The 15,958-nt window shown below is 71.6% G+C and carries 15 protein-coding genes and 1 pseudogene; 7 read left to right on the plus strand and 9 right to left on the minus strand.

From position 1 onward, the window contains the following. Positions 1 to 4: 4 nt before the first annotated feature. The 6 genes from NOO62_RS38085 to NOO62_RS38110 all read right to left on the minus strand — a co-directional run bounded on the left by NOO62_RS38085 (position 5) and on the right by NOO62_RS38110 (position 5,331). Positions 5 to 769, minus strand: a complete 765-nt coding sequence (locus NOO62_RS38085) for an SDR family NAD(P)-dependent oxidoreductase (protein WP_268775356.1) — start codon at positions 767 to 769, stop codon at positions 5 to 7. Beyond that, a complete protein-coding gene (locus tag NOO62_RS38090; RefSeq protein WP_268775357.1) occupies positions 766 to 1,752 on the minus strand; it encodes an ornithine carbamoyltransferase in 987 nt (328 codons plus the stop codon). The genes NOO62_RS38085 and NOO62_RS38090 overlap by 4 nt, the downstream gene beginning before the upstream one ends. Beyond that, entirely contained in the window at positions 1,749 to 3,077 is a 1,329-nt protein-coding gene (locus NOO62_RS38095) for an APC family permease (RefSeq protein WP_268775358.1), read from the minus strand. The genes NOO62_RS38090 and NOO62_RS38095 overlap by 4 nt, the downstream gene beginning before the upstream one ends. After that, entirely contained in the window at positions 3,074 to 3,745 is a 672-nt protein-coding gene (locus NOO62_RS38100; protein WP_268775359.1) for an ArpA protein, read from the minus strand. The genes NOO62_RS38095 and NOO62_RS38100 overlap by 4 nt, the downstream gene beginning before the upstream one ends. A 333-nt stretch (positions 3,746 to 4,078) precedes the next feature. Next, positions 4,079 to 4,360 carry a hypothetical protein gene (locus NOO62_RS38105; RefSeq protein ID WP_268775360.1) on the minus strand — a complete coding sequence of 94 codons (282 nt, stop codon included), beginning with the start codon at positions 4,358 to 4,360 and terminating at the stop codon, positions 4,079 to 4,081. A 53-nt stretch (positions 4,361 to 4,413) separates the two neighbouring features. After that, positions 4,414 to 5,331, minus strand: coding sequence for a LysR family transcriptional regulator ArgP (locus tag NOO62_RS38110; protein WP_268775361.1), 918 nt, complete (start codon positions 5,329 to 5,331; stop codon positions 4,414 to 4,416). A 67-nt stretch (positions 5,332 to 5,398) separates the two neighbouring features. Here NOO62_RS38110 and NOO62_RS38115 point away from each other — a divergent pair, with 67 nt between their 5' ends. After that, positions 5,399 to 6,013: a LysE/ArgO family amino acid transporter gene (locus tag NOO62_RS38115; protein WP_268775362.1), complete on the plus strand. Its 615-nt coding sequence runs from the start codon at positions 5,399 to 5,401 to the stop codon at positions 6,011 to 6,013. A 3-nt stretch (positions 6,014 to 6,016) separates the two neighbouring features. On the opposite strand, the gene thrS is transcribed toward NOO62_RS38115, so the two are convergent. Together thrS and NOO62_RS38125 are read right to left on the minus strand one after the other, a co-directional pair. Then, on the minus strand, positions 6,017 to 7,267 hold the full coding sequence (gene thrS / locus NOO62_RS38120; protein WP_268775363.1) for a threonine--tRNA ligase: 1,251 nt from the start codon (positions 7,265 to 7,267) through the stop codon (positions 6,017 to 6,019). A 214-nt stretch (positions 7,268 to 7,481) separates the two neighbouring features. Continuing rightward, positions 7,482 to 8,444: an aminoglycoside phosphotransferase family protein gene (locus tag NOO62_RS38125; RefSeq protein WP_268775364.1), complete on the minus strand. Its 963-nt coding sequence runs from the start codon at positions 8,442 to 8,444 to the stop codon at positions 7,482 to 7,484. Positions 8,445 to 8,620: 176 nt separating this feature from the next. On the opposite strand from NOO62_RS38125, the gene NOO62_RS38130 reads away from it, so the two are divergent. Both NOO62_RS38130 and NOO62_RS38135 read left to right on the plus strand, forming a co-directional pair. Continuing rightward, positions 8,621 to 8,794 (plus strand): hypothetical protein, encoded by a 174-nt coding sequence (locus NOO62_RS38130; protein WP_268775365.1) that lies wholly within the window; start codon positions 8,621 to 8,623, stop codon positions 8,792 to 8,794. Positions 8,795 to 8,879: 85 nt separating this feature from the next. Beyond that, positions 8,880 to 9,167 (plus strand): hypothetical protein, encoded by a 288-nt coding sequence (locus NOO62_RS38135; RefSeq protein ID WP_268775366.1) that lies wholly within the window; start codon positions 8,880 to 8,882, stop codon positions 9,165 to 9,167. 51 nt (positions 9,168 to 9,218) lie between these two features. On the opposite strand, the gene NOO62_RS38140 is transcribed toward NOO62_RS38135, so the two are convergent. Further along, positions 9,219 to 12,116, minus strand: a complete 2,898-nt coding sequence (locus tag NOO62_RS38140; RefSeq protein WP_268775367.1) for a BTAD domain-containing putative transcriptional regulator — start codon at positions 12,114 to 12,116, stop codon at positions 9,219 to 9,221. 145 nt (positions 12,117 to 12,261) lie between these two features. Between NOO62_RS38140 and NOO62_RS38145 the strand changes: the two are divergent. The 4 genes and pseudogenes from NOO62_RS38145 (at position 12,262) to NOO62_RS38160 (ending at position 15,887) form a co-directional block, all read left to right on the plus strand. Beyond that, positions 12,262 to 12,730, plus strand: a pseudogene (locus tag NOO62_RS38145) (class I SAM-dependent methyltransferase). 73 nt (positions 12,731 to 12,803) lie between these two features. Then, on the plus strand, positions 12,804 to 13,109 hold the full coding sequence (locus tag NOO62_RS38150; RefSeq protein ID WP_268775368.1) for a helix-turn-helix domain-containing protein: 306 nt from the start codon (positions 12,804 to 12,806) through the stop codon (positions 13,107 to 13,109). Continuing rightward, on the plus strand, positions 13,106 to 14,542 hold the full coding sequence (locus tag NOO62_RS38155; protein ID WP_268775369.1) for a helix-turn-helix domain-containing protein: 1,437 nt from the start codon (positions 13,106 to 13,108) through the stop codon (positions 14,540 to 14,542). Before NOO62_RS38150 ends, NOO62_RS38155 begins: the two co-directional genes overlap by 4 nt. 109 nt (positions 14,543 to 14,651) lie before the next feature. Further along, complete coding sequence (locus NOO62_RS38160) at positions 14,652 to 15,887, plus strand: serine hydrolase domain-containing protein (protein WP_268775370.1); 1,236 nt, start codon at positions 14,652 to 14,654, stop codon at positions 15,885 to 15,887. Positions 15,888 to 15,958 lie beyond the last annotated feature (71 nt).

The raw sequence follows: 15,958 nt of genomic DNA on the forward strand, positions 1-15,958 counted from the left end.
CGGTTCAGACGCTTCCCCCGCCGTCGACCGACAGCACGCTGCCCGTGACGAAGTCCGCGTCGGGGCCGGCGAGGAAGGCGACCGCGGCGGCGATGTCCTCGGGCGTACCGATCCTGCCCAGTGGCCGGTCGGCGGCCTCGGCGAGGAAGTCCGCGTCGGACTGGCCCAGTTGGCGCGCCTCGCGGGCGAGCATCGGCGTGCGCGTGTCGCCCGGGGCGACGCAGTTGACGCGGATGCCCGCCGGACTGTGGTCCAGCGCCATCGCCTGCGTCAGCATGACCACACCGGCCTTCGCCGTGCAGTACGCGGCCGCCTTCTCCCCGGCGCGCAGCCCCCACCCGGAGGCGACGGTGACGATGCTGCCGCGGCCCGCCCGCTCCATCAGCGGCAGCACCGCCCGGCACACGAGGAAGACCGAGTCCACGTTGTCCGCGAACGACTTGTGCCAGTCCTCCAGGGACAGGTCCTGCACCGTCCCGCGCCGGATGCTCCCCGCCACGCAGCACACGTCGGTGATGGCACCGAGGCGACCGCCGACCTCCTTCACGAGGGTCAGCACCTCCTCCTCGTCGGAGACGTCGCACAGGAACGATTCGGCGTGCCCGCCGTCGGCGCGAATGCTCCGGGCCACGGTCTCCGCCTCGGCGTCCCGGTCGACGACCGCTACGGCCGCGCCCTCGTCCGCGAGCCGACGAGCGACGGCGCCGCCGATGCCTCCGCCGCCCCCGGTGACCAGCGCCACCCGTGTGCCCGAGCGGGCGACCCTCATCGTCCGCCGCCCGTCAGTGTTCCGTCGAACAGTTGGGTGAGCAGGGCCTTCTGGGTGTGCAGACGGTTCTCCGCCTGCTGGAAGATCCGCGACCGCGGTCCGTCCTTGACCTCGGCGTCGACCTCCTCGCCCCGGTTGGTGGGCATGCAGTCGAGGAACACCGCATCGTCGCCCGCCAGCCGCATCAGCGGCTCGGTGATCCGCCACCGGTCCGCGAGCCGCGTCCGCGCCTGGATCTCCTCCTGGCCGACGAGGGTCGGGGACTTCCAGCTGAGGGTGTACACGGCCGCGCAGCCGCGGACGGCGCCCTCCAGGTCGTGGGTCAGGTCGACGCTCGCGCCGGTGCGGGCGGCGATGTCACGGGCGGCGCGGGTCACACGTTCCTCGGGGGCGAAGCCCGGCGGGTGGGCCACGGTGACGCGGTGTCCGAGGAGGGCCGCGGCCATCATGGAGGAGTGCAGGACGCCGGGGGTCTTCTGCCGCGGGGAGTAGGACCAGGCGTACACGATCCGTCGGGCCGGAACGTCGGCGCCGTACAGCTCGCGCAGCGTCATGAGGTCGGCGAGGACCTGACAGGGATGCTCCTCGTCGTCCAGCGCGTTGATGACGGGGATCGTGGCGTGCTCGGCCATCGCGCGCAGCCGTCGGTGCCCGGCGCCGTAGTCGTTCATGTCGTACCAGCGCACCACGAGGGCGTCGAGGTAGCGGTTGAGTACGCCGATGGTGTCCTCGATCGACTCGCGGTTGGCGAGCCGCAGCTCCTCCACCCCGTACGGATAGCAGTCGGCGCCGAGTTGCGAGGCGGCGACCTGGAACGAGACGCGGGTCCTGGTGGACGGCACGTTGAAGAGCAGGCCTATGCAGCGGCCCGCCAGGGGAGCGCGCGAGTCGTCGCCGCGTTTCATCGCCTCGGCGAGGTCGAGCAGGGAGCACATTTCCTTGGCTGAGAGGTCCTGTATCCGCAGGATGTGTCGCGCGGTCACGTGAGTACTCCTGTGTCGGTGGACGGGGGGACGCGCTTGCGCAGCCGGCGCTCGGCGATGACGGAGAGGAGCAGCATCGCCAGCGCGATGACGACGCTGACGCCGAAGAACGGCAGTATCGCGACGGTCGTCGCGATGAGCAGCAGGTTCAGGCGGGCGGTCCCGCCCCGGGGGAGCAGGCGGGCGGCGGCGAGGAAGGCCATGAGGAAGATGAGCAGGTAGGTGGCCGACGACGCTTTGATCAGCGCCGTCTCGCTGGAGTCGGTGGCGAGGAGCAGCAGCACCGACACGGCGTAGCCGGGCAGGAGCGCGAGCACCGCGCGGGCCGGGACCTTGCCCTGCCGGGAGAGCCTGCTGAGCCGGGTCGGCAGGATGCCGTCCCGGGCGAGTGCGAAGACGACGCGCGAGGTGCCCAGGCACCAGGCGTTGGTGGTGAGCAGCAGCAGAGCGCCCGCGACGAGGTACCCGGTGCTCTCCAGGCCCGACCCCGTGGCCACCTGGAGGAGCCGTACGAACGCCGTCAGATCGGACTGGCCCGCGGACGCGTCGGGCAGGGCCACGGAGACGGTGAACGCCATGGCGAAATAGAGAAGTCCCACGCAACTGACGGCGTAGAGAATGCCTTTGGGAAAGGTGCGTTCGGGGTCCCGGACCTCCTCGGCGACCGGGGCCGCGTTCTCCCAGCCGATGAATCCGAAGAAGCAGATGAGCACCGTACTGCCGAGGGAGCCCCAGCCGTGCGGGGCGAACGGGGTGAGGCGTCCGTAGTCCCCTTGGGGAAGTGCCAGACAGATGACGACGGCCAGCAGCAGCACCACGGAACCGAGCACCGCCATCTGGGCGCGCGTACTCACCCTGATTCCCCAGAGGTTGAGCGCGACGCAGAACACGATGACGGCGGCGCCCGCGAGGAGGGACGCCCGGTTCGAGGCCGCGGGATCGACCGCCGCGAGCAGATAGCGGCCGGCCGCGAGCCCAAGGACCGGATTGCCCGCCAGCAGCGTGAGGAGCAGGAAGACGGCGGCGATCCGGCCCGCGCGGACGCCGAACGCCGCTTCCACGAACTGCGCGACGCCCTTGCTCGTGGGATGCCGCACGGACATCTTCGCGAAGACGAGCGCGAAGGGATAGCTGTAGAGGATCAGCACCCCCCATGCGACGAGGGACAACGGCCCTGCCTCCGCCCAGGCGAGAGCGGGGATCAGCAGCACGCCCGCGCCCATCACGGAGGTGACGTAGTGCGCGACGAGCCCCGAGGTGCCCAACTGACGGACCAGTCGAGGGGGCCCGGGCGCCGGCGCCGTGGCCCCCTCCACTGGGGTCATACGGTCTGCTCCGCCTGATCTGTGTGGTCCATCCGCTCAGTCTGATCCTCGCGGGAGCCGTTCCAGAGCCCGTCCATGGTCTCGTGGCTGATCGGTTTGTGCAGGTCGGCGCGGGACGCGTAGCCCATGTTGATGATGAGGCGCCGGCCGCTGCTGAGCGGGTAGACGCGGTGCAGGGTGGTGTCGGTGCGCATCAAGTAGAGGTCGCCCGGCCGCAGTTCGAAGGAGTGGATGGGCTGTCCGATGAACTGCCGGTGCAGCTGCGGGTCCTGCTTGTTCCAGTACGTGCGGGGCACGCACTGCACGAATCCGCCGTGCTCGGCGGGCGGGCACGCGACCACCCATACGAGCGCGAAGCTGTAGTCGTCCCAGTGCCACCCGTGCGTGTCACCGGACTGCTCCAGCTCGGTGATCACGTACCGCTCCGGCTCGTAGGGACACGGGAGCACCGGCTCTCCGGCGACCCTCCCCAGGGCTTCGAGCAGTTCGGTGGACCCGTACACCTGCGGGATCACGGTCCCGTGTTCGCTGATCTCGTGATGCCGGACATTGCGCATCAGCCGGGGTGTGCCGCCGGTTTCCTCGAAGCTCATTCCGCGCCGCACACCGTGTTCGGCGACGAGACCTTCTATTTCGTCCGCGACCGAGGACTTGACCCGGTCGGGCACCAAGAAGGGTAATTTCGTGAATCCGTTCTGGAGAAAAGCGCGACGCGCCCCCTCCCATGCGTGTTCCTCGACATTGTTGACGAGATGTTCCGAGAGGGACTGAACGAGGCCCCCGATCCGCTCGCCCGGTCGCATGACCCAGCTCCCCACGTGGTCGGCAGGAGGATTACTTCTGGCCGGTCTTTTTGCAGGTCTTTTGGTGACCGAATCCTACCCGTTCAACCTGTGAGTCCCAAGGAAAGCGATACGTTCAAGCCAGCGTAAATGATTTATGTTGCGGGTTTCCGCATAAGTAGTTGTGCGGCGGAAATCTTGACGCAACGATTCTTTTTGTCACCTTGCCGTCCCCGGCCCCGCGGGCGCGATCCGTACCGAAAGGCCGTAGTCCAGTTCGGCCCCGTCGATCAGGACCGCTTCGACGGACCTCGTCTCCGGGTCGATGTCGGCCTCCATGCCGTCGCCCACGTACCGCGGATAGCCGGAGGCGCCGGTCTCCCCGGTGGCCACCACGAGCGCCGAACGCAGCGCCCCGGCGGAGCCGCCCTCCGCCGTTCCGTCGCCCTCGGTGAACTCGGGCACCAGCAGGAGCTCGTAACTCTGCGGATCAGTGTTCATGCCAGTGACGCTAGACATGACTCGCGCGCGCCGCACGTTCTGTTCGCGCCGTGTCACTGATCGAGAGCCGTCGCAGCCGCGGCGACCACCGCCTTCGCCAGCGCGGCCAGCGCGGGGGAGTCCAGCTTCCACTGCTGCCAGAACAGCGGTACGTCCATGACCCGCTCGGCATCGAGGAGGACCAGCGTCCCGGCGCGCAGCAGCGGCTCGGCCTGCGCCCGCGGCACCACACCCCAGCCGAGGCCCGCCTCGATCGCCTCGACGAAGCCGCGCGAGGAGGGGACGTAATGGCGCAGGGGGCTCGCTCCGCGCCCGCCCGTCACCTTGCGCGCGAAGTCGTCCTGCAAACAGTCGCGGCGGTCGAAGAAGACCACCGGAGCGTCCGCGAGGACATCCCCGAGCGGTACGCGCGGCCAGTCGCCGAGCCGCCGCGCCACGAACTCGGGCGAGGCGACCGGCAGATACCGCATCCGGCCGAGCCGCCGCACCGTACAGCCCGACACCGCGTCCGGCGACGACGTGACCGCCGCCATCACCGACCCCTCGCGAAGGAGCGACGTCGTGTGGTCCTCGTCCTCGCGGCGCAGCTCGAAACAGATCCGCGGCTCGTCCGCGATCCGGGCCAGCGCGGACAGGAACCACGTGGCGAGCGAATCGGCGTTCACCGCGACCGGCAGCACGGCGGGCTCGCCCGTGTCGCTGATGCCGAGCTCGGCGCGCGCGTCGCGCTCCAGACGGGCCAGCTGCCGCGCGAACCGCACCACGACCTGCCCCGACTCGGTGGGCCGGACCGGCTTCGTCCGCATCAGCAGGACACGCCCGGTCCGGCGCTCAAGCGCCTTCACGCGTTGACTGACCGCCGGGGGCGTGACGTGCAGGGCGGCAGCCGCGGCGTCGAAGGTGCCTTCGTCGACGACGGCGAGCAGCGTCCGCACGTGTTCCAGCGGCAGCTCGGACAGTGTTGACTTCACATTTGCTTAAGCTACATCAGAATCATTACCTGTACTTAGGCAGCCAAAGATCCCTAACGTCGAAGCCATGGGAACAGCACTGACCGCCGCGGCTGCCGGATTCGGCACCGGACTCTCGCTCATCGTCGCCATCGGCTCACAGAACGCCTTCGTACTGCGCCAGGGCATCCGACGTCAGTCGGTGCTCAGCGTCGTCACCATCTGCGCGCTCTCCGACATGGTGCTCATCGCGGCGGGCGTGGCCGGAGTCGGCACGGTGGTCACGGCCTGGCCGCCCGCGCTGACCCTCGTCGGCCTGATAGGCGGAGGCTTCCTCCTCTCGTACGCCGTACTCGCGGCCCGCCGCGCTCTGCGCCCCACCGCCATGACGGCCACGGGCGCGACGGCCGGGTCACGGCGCGGCGCTGTGCTCGCCTGTCTGGCCATGACCTGGCTCAACCCGCACGTCTACCTCGACACCGTCCTCCTCCTCGGCTCCGTCGCCGCCGGCCACGACGCGCTGCGCTGGGCCTTCGGGGCGGGCGCGATGCTCGGCAGTGTCTGCTGGTTCGCCGCGCTCGGCTACGGCGCGCGGCTGCTCAGCGGCTTCTTCGCGCGGCCCGCCGCCTGGCGCGCGCTGGACTTCCTGATCGCCGCGACGATGACGGTCATGGGTCTGACGCTGGTCATCGGCGCGCTCTGACCTCTACTCGGTGTCCCACAGTTCGGTGCGGTGCGCCCCGACGAGGGCGTTGATGCGGGCGAGGGCGTCGGCGGCCGGCATCGGATCGACGCGCCGCCCGTCGCGCAGCCGGAGCGCGACCATGCCGTCGGCGTCCTCCTTGGCGCCGATGACGGCCTGGTAGGGCACGAGACGGGCGGCCCGCACGCGCGCGCCGAGACTGCCGAGCTCGGGACCGGCGAGTTCGGCCCGCAGACCGCGCTCCGCGCACCTCCGCAGCAGGTCGTCGGCGCCCGGCAGTTGGGCCTCGGACACCGGCAGGACCACCAGCTGCACGGGCGCCAGCCAGGCGGGGAACGCGCCGCCGTGCCGCTCGATGAGATGGGCGACGGCTCTCTCGACGCTGCCGATGATGCTGCGGTGGACCATCACGGGGCGGTGCTTGGCGCCGTCCGCGCCGATGTAGTGCAGATCGAACCGCTCGGGCTGGTGGAAGTCGACCTGGACGGTGGAGAGGGTGGACTCGCGGCCCGCCGCGTCCACGACCTGCACGTCGATCTTCGGGCCGTAGAACGCGGCCTCGCCCTCGACGGCGTCATAGGGCAGCCCGGAACCGTCGAGCACCTCGGTGAGCAGGGCGGTGGACCGCCGCCACTTCTCGGGGTCGGCGACGTACTTGCCGCCGGGGCCCGGCAGGGACAGCCGGAAACGGGCGGGCCTGATGCCGAGCGCGTCGTACGCCCGGCGGATCATCTCCAGTGCGGCGCGCGCCTCGTCGGCGGCCTGGTCCAGGGTGCAGAAGACGTGCGCGTCGTTGAGGTGGATGGCGCGGACCCGGTTCAACCCGCCGAGCACGCCGGAGAGCTCGGCGCGGTACATGCCCCCGGTCTCGGCCATGCGCAGCGGCAGCTCGCGGTAACTGCGGGAGCGGGAGCGGTACATCACCGCGTGGTGCGGGCACAGGCTCGGCCGCAGCACCACCTGCTCGCCGCCCACATCCATCGGCGGGAACATGTCGTCGCTGTAGTGCGACCAGTGCCCCGAGATCTCGTACAGCTCCCGCTTCCCGAGCACGGGCGAGTACACGTGCCGGTAGCCCGCACGCCGCTCGGCGTCGCGGATGTACTCCTCCAGGGCGTGCCGCACGGCGGCCCCGTCCGGCAGCCAGTACGGCAGCCCCGCGCCGATCAGCGGATCGGTGCCGAACAGCCCGAGCTCGCGGCCGAGTTTGCGGTGGTCGTGGGCGGGGGCGTAATCGCTGGTGGCGTTCTTCATGATGAGGGTCTCCTCGCGGACATGAGGCGAGTGACCGCAAGCCGAAGCCCCGGGGCACTCGCCCCGGGGCTTCGAACTGAGACATGGTCAGCGCGCCGGGACACTCTCCGGCGTCGTCGTCATCGCAGCGCGCTTGTTCATGTCGGGGACGGTAACAGAGGGGGGCCGTCACGGCACGGGTTTTTATGGGGGGCGGGGGCGCCCCTCACGCGCGCTACGGGTTCGTGTCCGCGAGGATCTCCGCCGTGTCGAAGAACGGGCGGCTCGGTCCCTCCGCGCCGTGGGCCAGGAGGTAGAGCGCCGTCGAGACGCGTTCGAGGTAGCCCCACTCCCAGACGGCCGTGGCGTCGGTCCCGCTTGCCTCGGCAATGAGCGCGCAGTAGCGGCGGGCCAGCCGGGGCGCGTCGCCGGACAGGAGCTCGGCACACCAGTCGCGCAGGACGACACCGAGGTCGTACGCCGGGTCCGCGAGGAAGCCGTCGGGGTCGACGAAGGCGAAGCCGCTCTCCGCCCCCGCACGTGGCGCCCCCGCAGCGGGCAGCCTCAGCAGGTTGCCCGGGTGGGGGTCGCCGTGGACGACCACCGCCCGGGAAGGGCAGTGGGCGGCAGCGCGGCGCTCGGCGTACGTCATGGCGCGGTCGTAGGCAGCGATGGAGCACGGGCGGCCCAGGTCCCGCCACAACCGTTCGACGAGCACGGCGAGCCCCCTGGCCTTGCCTCCCTCGGCGGCTTCCACGAGCAGCTCGGGAGAGCGCGGCACCTGCCACGCCCGGCGCAGCGTCGCGCACAGGACGGCGATCCGGCGTTCGGGCGGGAAGGCGAGCTCCGACAGCGGCGTGCCGAGCTGCTCCATGAGCAGTGCGAACCGGTCGGCATCGTGGTCGAGTACGCGGACGTAGCCGCGGCCTCCGGAACGCAGGAGGGTGGTGATCTGCCCCGCGCTCCCGGGCTCGGGCAGTGCCAGCTTGAGGACCGCGTCCGTACCGTCCTCGGCGCGGGCCCGGGCCACGTACCCGCCCGCTCCCGCACGGAACGGCGGCCCGACCGTGACGGACCACCGGTGCTCGAGGTCGGCGATGAGCGCGGGCAGTCCCGCCAGCCACTCTTCACCGGCCGTTCCGAGCAGCTCGGCCCGGCGTCGCACGACGGGCGACACCTCGATGCTCTCCTCGCGCACACCGTCACCTTAGGCCGCACCGGCCCCGGCGGCCCCTCGCGTGTGAAGGTCGTCACAAGCGCCCGTCTCATGATCGGGGTCGGGTGCCATCGAGGTACGAGGTTCGCGTAAGGTCGCGGGTCGGCCGCCCACGGCCGACCAGTCGAACACCGTCCCCGAACAAGGAGCCGCAGGTCATGCCGGCCAATGACGCCACCCAGGCGCCGATCTACCACACGCTCGTCCAGGAACACGGCGACGTCGTCGCCACGGCCCGCAAGGCTGCGGAGGAGACCCAGCAGACGGCCGAGGACCTGTTGGACTTCAGCACGCCCGCCCGCGCCGGTACGCCCGCCGCGCCCGCGTCCTAGCGCGCGGGCACTCGGGGGCCCTCCCGCGGCCGGCCGCCCCGGCCGCCGTTCGCGTCGGCGCCGCCCTATCGGCCAGGATGGCGCGATGGATTACGAGTTCTGGAAAGAGATCCACGAGCGCGGCGGCATCCCCGCGGTCAAGACCGCGCTGGAGGCGCTCCCCGACGACCTGCCGCCGCAGGACGCGGACGCCGCGACCGAGACGGCCCTGAAGGTCATCGAGGACGACATCGCCCGCATCAACGCGCGGGCGGACCGCGCCGAGGAGCGGGCCCGCAGGCTCGCCGAGCAGACCCGCGAGGTGAACGAGCAGCTCACCGAGCACGCCGCCCGCGGTGAGCAGGAGACGCCGCCCGGGAGCGCCGCGGAGTGAGGCGCACGGGCGGCCGGGGCCGACGCGCGTGCGGACCGTGAGCACCGCCCGTCACGTACGAGCCATCAGCCGCACCATCGCCGTGTCGTACCGCGCCTGGAGCCCCGTGTCCGCCGACACCCGCAGCAGCGCACCGAGCGCGCGGACCGCACCGTCGTCGTAGCCGGACGACTCCGCCTCGCGGGCCGCGCTCTCCAGCCGCCGGATGCCCTCGGCCTCGTCGCCCATGCCGAGCAGTGCCTCGCCGATGACAGTCCGCAGCAGCACCCGGGCCGCCGCCGACGCCTCCGAGGGGGCGTCGAGGTCGAGCGCGGCGACCGCCGTCTCGAAGGCCGGCTGCCACTCCCGTGCGTCGAGGCGGTGCCGGGCCAGGTGGTACAGGGCGAGGCGTTCGGTGTTCCGGTCGCCGACGCTGTGCGCGAGCTCCGCGGCGAGCGCGCAGCCCTCGGCGGCCTCCTCGGGGCTGCCGAGTTCGGACTGCGCGAGCGACAGGTTGATCAGCGCCGTCGCCTCGCCCCGCCGGTCACCGGCCCGGGCGGCGAGCACGGGCGCGGCCTCCAGATGAGCCAGCGCCTCGGAGGTACGGCCCTCCTCCGTCAGAACCCACCCGAGCAGGGCACGCACCCGCGACTCGGCTCGCGCGTCCCCGTCGGCCCGCGCCGCCTCAAGTGCCGTACGCAGCAGGGGAGTCCAGTCGTCCCGCACCCGCCACACGATCTGCGGCCAGAGCGCGAGGACGATCCGCCACGTCCTGCCGTGCAGCCCTCCGGCGCGCGCGGCGGCCGCCGCCAGCGCCAGGTCGTCGCGCTCGGCCGCGTACCAGGCCATCGCCTGCTCGCGGTCGGCGAACTCCCTGGTGGCCTGCGGCGGCCGGAAGTCCACGGGCAGTGAGAAACACGACTCGTCGCCCGGCTCGGCCGCGTCGGCGGCGGCCAGCGCCGTGGCCACACTGTGGTCGAGCCCGCGCACCAGGGCGTCCGGCCCGGCCTCCAGGCCCCGCGCGTAAAGCCGTACGAGGTCGTGCAGCGTCCAGCGGTCCGGCGCGGTACGGATCACCAGGTGCGCCGCGGTGAGCTTGTCCAGCGCGGCGGCTGCGGTGTCCGGGTCCGTGCCCGCGAGCGCCGCGGCGGCGTACCGGTCGACGTGCGTCCCCGGATGCTGCCCGAGATGGGCGAAGTGGTGCGCGGCATCGTCCGGCAGCCGCCGCACCGTCAGCCGCAACGCCGCCCTGACGCCCGTGTCCTCCACGTCCAGGAGGCTCAACCGGCGTGATTCGTCGGACAGTTCGGCGGTCATCGAGCTCAACGGCCAGTCGGGCTGGTCCGCCAGCCTCGCGGCCGCGACCCGCAGCGCCAGCGGCAGCCCGCCGCACAGCTCCGCGAGGCGCCGGGCGGCCACCTCTTCCGCGAGCACCCGCTCCTGGCCGAGCACCGCGGCGAGCAGCGCCGTGCTGTCCTCCGGTTCGAGTACGTCAAGGGGGACGGGCCGGGCCGCGTCGGAGGCGATGAGTCCGCGCAGCCGGTACCGGCTCGTCACCACGGTGACGCACTCCGCACCGCCCGGCAGCAACTCCCTGACCTGCTCGGACGCCCGCGCGTTGTCGAGTACGACGAGGATCCTGCGGTCGGCGCACAGCGAACGGAACAACGCGGACGCGCCGCCGGCCGACTCCGGTATGCGGCGCGGCGCGACGCCCAGCGCGAGCAGGAACTCCCGCAGCACTTCGAGGAGGGCCGGCTCACCCGTGTCGCTGAACCCGCGCAGATCGGCGTAGAGCAGCCCGCCGGGGAACTGCTCACGGTTGCGGTGCGCCCAATGCGCCACGAGCGCCGTCTTGCCGACGCCCGCGGGCCCGGTGACCAGACAGACCGGCGCTTCGCCGGCGGCGGCCCGGGACAGGGCGGTGAGCTCGTCGGCACGGCCGTGGAAGCCGCGGGGCATGCGGGGGAGGAGGTCGACTGTGGGAGGTGGTGCAGGGATGGCTGGGGTGGAGATCGAGGCTGAGGCTGACGGTGAGGTGGAGGCTGACGGTTCGGGGGTGACTGAAGGTGAAAGTGAAGGTGGAGGTACAGGTACAGGGACAGGCGGAAGAGAGGACGAGGCCGGGGCTGGGGTCGCCCCGGAGGCGGAGGCGGAGGCGGAGGCGGTGACAGCGGGCGAGGCGGGCTGTCGCGCCGTACCGGAACGTCGCGCCGTACCACCCGCCTCGTCCTCCCCCCGCAGCACATCCGTGTACGCGTCGGCCAGCTCCCGGCCCGGGTCGACCCCCAGTTCGTCGGCGAGCAGCCGCCGGGTGCGGTGGAACCAGTCGAGGGCCTCCGAGCGCCGCCCCGCCCGCTGCAGCTCCCGCACGAGCGCGGCGGCCAGCGACTCGCGCAGCGGGTGAACGCTCGCCTCCGCGCGCAGGACCGCGGCGGCGCGCGCGTGCTCTCCCATCAGTGAGTAGGCCGTAGCCAGCGACTCCACGGAGGCGAGGCGGAGTTCCTCCAGGGCCTGCGCGGCGGCCTGAAGCGGCTGACTCGGATACGCGCCGGTCAGCGCCGGACCCTGCCACAGCGACAGCGCCTCCTGGTACATCGCCACGGCATCGGAGGGCGCCCGCTGGCTGCGGGCCAACGTCACCAGTTCCTCGAATCGGTGGGCGTCCAGCAGGGACTCCGGCATCCGCAGGACGTACGCGGTGCCCTGGGTGAGCAGCTCGACGCCGAACATGTCGGCCTCGGCGCTGTTCAACAGGACCCGCAGCCGCGACACATGGCCCTGGATGACGCCGCGTGCCCGCGCGGGCGGTTCGTGGTCCCACAGCGCGGCCGTCAGCTGGTCGACCGGGACCGGATGGTTCGGCCTGAGCAGCAGGGCGGCGAGCAGGCTGCGCCGCTTGGCGGGGCCGAGGGGCAGCACGCCGACCTCAGTGGCGACGGAAACCGCTCCGAGCAGCCGAAACTCCACTGATGAAACTCCTCTTGCGGGCACCTTGATGGCATCTCGCGGGCAAAGACCCGGATGAGCGAAAAGAGTACGTTCTGCGTGCGGGCTCCGGCCGACGGGGGAGCGCGATACGTACGCGCGCGGACGCCTTCCCTACGCGCCGGGGCTGGCCGCCGCGCTGGTCGAGGCCGTGCAGCTCGACGGCCGAGGGCGCCTCATCGACGTGGGCTGCGGTCCGGGAACCCTCGCGCTGACGCTGGCCCCTCTGTTCCACGAGGTCGTGGGCGTGGACCCGGACGGCGGGATGATCGCCGAGGGCGCTGGTACGCCGAGCAGGCCGCGGCGTTCTCCCGCAAGGCACCCCTGGCGGCGAGCGCGACGTACTCGCCCGTGCCGGATTCGCCGGTCCGCAGCGCCTCGTCGTCCCGGGCGGGCAGACTCTGGAACGCTCGGTCGACGACGTCGTGGCGGAGGTGTTCTCGATGTCCGGCTCCGCACCCCACCTCTTCGGCAGTCGCCGCGACCGTTTCGAGGCGGACCTGCGGACACTGCTGCGGGAGGTCTCCGCCTCGGGCCTGTTCTCGGAACGCGGCCCGAGTACTGAGGTATTCGTCTGGCGGATCGATGCGTGGTGACTCTCTGACCTCGATGAATGCGTATTCCGCGTGCCATGTGCGAAAAACGCGCGCCCTTGGCTAGGCTGCGGCCATGAGGATGTCTTCCAGGGAGCGACTGCGCGCGGCCGTGGCCGCGTTGATGCAGCTCACCGGCGACACGCAGGCAACCCTTGCCGCCGTGCTCGGCGTCGACCAGACGCAGGTGTCGCGTCGTCAGTCGGGCACCGCCGCCTGGGGCCTGGACGACTGCGACGCGATCGCCGCGCACTACGGCATCGACGTGCTCGACCTCCTCGCCGGTCCCACGCGCGCGTGCGAGACGCTGGCCGCCGACCGCCGCCGCACTGTGCCGAGTCGCCGTGCCGCGGCCGACGAGCCGAAGGGGGCCCGGCGGTGAGCGACTTCGACGCGATCGACGCCCTGGTGGCGGCGTCCGGGCCCGAAGCGGAGCTGCCCCCCGCCGAGGAACGACGCGCCCTGCGCGACGCCCTCAACCTGTCCCAGGCGCAGGTGGCGCGGGCCATCGGCGTCAGTCCGACGACGGTCGGCGGCTGGGAGTCGGGACGGGAACCGACGGGGGCGATCCGTGAGAAGTACGCGTACTTCCTGGCGTCGGCCCGCACGAGGCTCACGCCGCAGCCGCAGCCGCAGCCCGAACCGGAACCTGAACCGGAGTCCGAGCGGACACCCGCGCCCACGCCTCCGCCCGAGCCGGACCCCGAACCGTGCGTCCTGTGCGGCCGCCCCGCGACCGACCAGATCGAAGGCTTCACGCAGCACTTGGACCCTGCCGAGTGCGGCACCACCGCCCCCGAACCGGCGCCCGCACTCGCCCCCACCCCCACGAAACTCGCCCCCACCGGCCGCCGCGCCACGGCAGCAACAACAGCCGAGGCCCCCGACGCCATCGGCCGCGCCGTGCGGGACGCGCTCGCCGCGCACGAGGGTGACGTCGAAGCCGCCACCGCCGCCCTCGTGAAGCGGGCCATCCCGGATGCGATGGCCTTGCTCGACGAGACCCGCAAGGGCGGCCGCTACGACATCGTGGCGCACCCCTGGATCCCCGACATCCTCCGCAAGCAGACCTCGCGCGGCCCGGACCAGATCTGGGAGGCCCGCCCCAAGTGGACCCGCCCCGAACTCCCGCCGGGCGCGCACGAGGTGACGGCCCTGGACATCAACGGCGCCTATCTCTCCGCGCTCAAGACGCACCTCCCGATCGGCCAGCTGGAGCACTCCACCGGCTTCGGCCACGACCGACGCCGCGCCGGCGTCCACCTCGTCACGCCTCCCGTCTGGGAGCACGAGGGCGTGCTGCCGAACCCGATCGGCAACCGCGACGAGCCGGGGCCGCTCTGGATCACCGAGCCCACGCTGCGCCTGCTCCTGCGCCTGTCGTCGCCGAAGTACGGGCTGTGCGAACCACCCACGATCCACGAGTCGTACACCTCGGGCGCGACCGAAGGGCTCCTGGAGAAGTTCCGCGTCGCCCTCAAGGACGCCCGCGACCGGGCGATCGGCGAGGACGACGAGGTGACGCTGGAGTACGTGAAGGCGATGTACTCCAAGTTCGTCGCCACGATGGGGGAGTCGAACTACAACCGCGAGCTCTACCGCCCCGACTGGATGCACCTGATCCGTTCGCAGGCGTTCTCCAACCTCTGGATGAAGGCCTACAAGGCGTACGAGGAGGGCCTCACCGTCGTACGCGCGATGGGTACTGACGAGCTCCACGTGATCGGCGACTGGCAGAGCGTCTTCCCCGAGGGGCGCTCGGTCGCCGAGGTGAAGGTGAAGGACCGGTACACCGTTCAACCTCGGCCTGTATAGCGCCATTACGCACGAGGTGCATCGGCCGCCCGCTCAACCCCCCGCACCGGCTCGAGGTCTTGCCACAGGGGTGGCTGAGCCCCCGGCCGACACCTGCGAGGAGTGAGGCATGGCGTTACGCAAGCGCACGAGGACCGGAGTGGTGGGCATCGTCGCGGCGGCGGTCGCGGCGACCGCGTTCGTCGCCCCGGCCCGAGCGGATTCAGACCGGGCCTCCGCGGACAGGGACCGCCAGGCCTCCGCGGACAGGGACCACCCGGCCTCCGAGGGCAGGAGCCAGCGGGCTTCCGCGGACAAGAGCCACCGAGCCACCCAGCGTGCGATGGACGCGGCCGTGCGTGCGGGCACCCCCGGCATCGCGGCACAGGCACGCGACGCGCGCGGCGTCTGGTCGTCGACGGCGGGCGTCGGCGACCTCGCATCGGGTGCGCCGCGCGGCAAGAACGACCGGTTCCGCGTCGGCAGCATCACCAAGTCGTTCGTCGCGACCGTGCTGCTCCAGATGGAAGCGGAGGGGAAGCTCGACCTCGACGACACCGTCGAGCGACAGCTGCCCGGTCTCGTGCGCGGCAACGGGAACGACGGCCGCAAAATCACCGTGCGACAGCTCCTCAACCACACCAGCGGACTGTTCGACTACCTCGCCGACGCGGAGTACAGCAAGACGTACTTGGAGGGCGACGGCTACCTCACGCACCGGTACGACACCCTGCCGCCCGAGAAGCACGTGGCCGTGGCCCTCTCCCACAAGCCGCTGTTCGAGCCCGGTGCCAAGCACTCGTACTCCAACACCAACTACATCCTGGCCGGACTGATCATCGAGAGGACCGGAGGCAGGACGTACGAGGCCGAAGTCCGCGACCGCATCATCAAGCCCCTGAAACTGAAGTCAACCACCAACCCCGGCAACAGCATCCACCTGCCCGGGCCCAGCAGCCGCGGCTACGCGAAACTCTTCCCCTCCGACCCCGACCGGATCGACGACATCACCGAGATGAACGGTTCGCAGGGCTGGGCCGACGGCGACATCGTCTCCACCACCGGCGACCTCAACCGCTTCTACGACGCGCTGCTGCGCGGCAGGCTCCTGCCACCGGAGCAGCTCAAGGCGATGAAGACCACCGTCGCCGTGCCCGACGCACCGGACATGTCCTACGGCCTCGGCCTCTCACGGATCAGGACCAGCTGCGGCACCACGCTCTGGGGCCACGGCGGCGGCATGGTCGGCTGGCTCTCCATGGCGTACAGCACGGAGGACGGCCGGCACCAACTGTCCTACAGCTACAACGCGGACTGGGACGGCGGGTCCATGGGCGCGATCCTCGACGCTGAGTACTGCGAGTGACGCGGCGCCGACCCGCACCCGGCGGCGCGCTCGTGGTCGGCGCTCTTGACACATGCGTACGCTTTCGCGAC

This window comes from Streptomyces sp. Je 1-369 (assembly GCF_026810505.1).
In the GTDB taxonomy this organism is placed as follows: Bacteria; Actinomycetota; Actinomycetes; order Streptomycetales; family Streptomycetaceae; genus Streptomyces.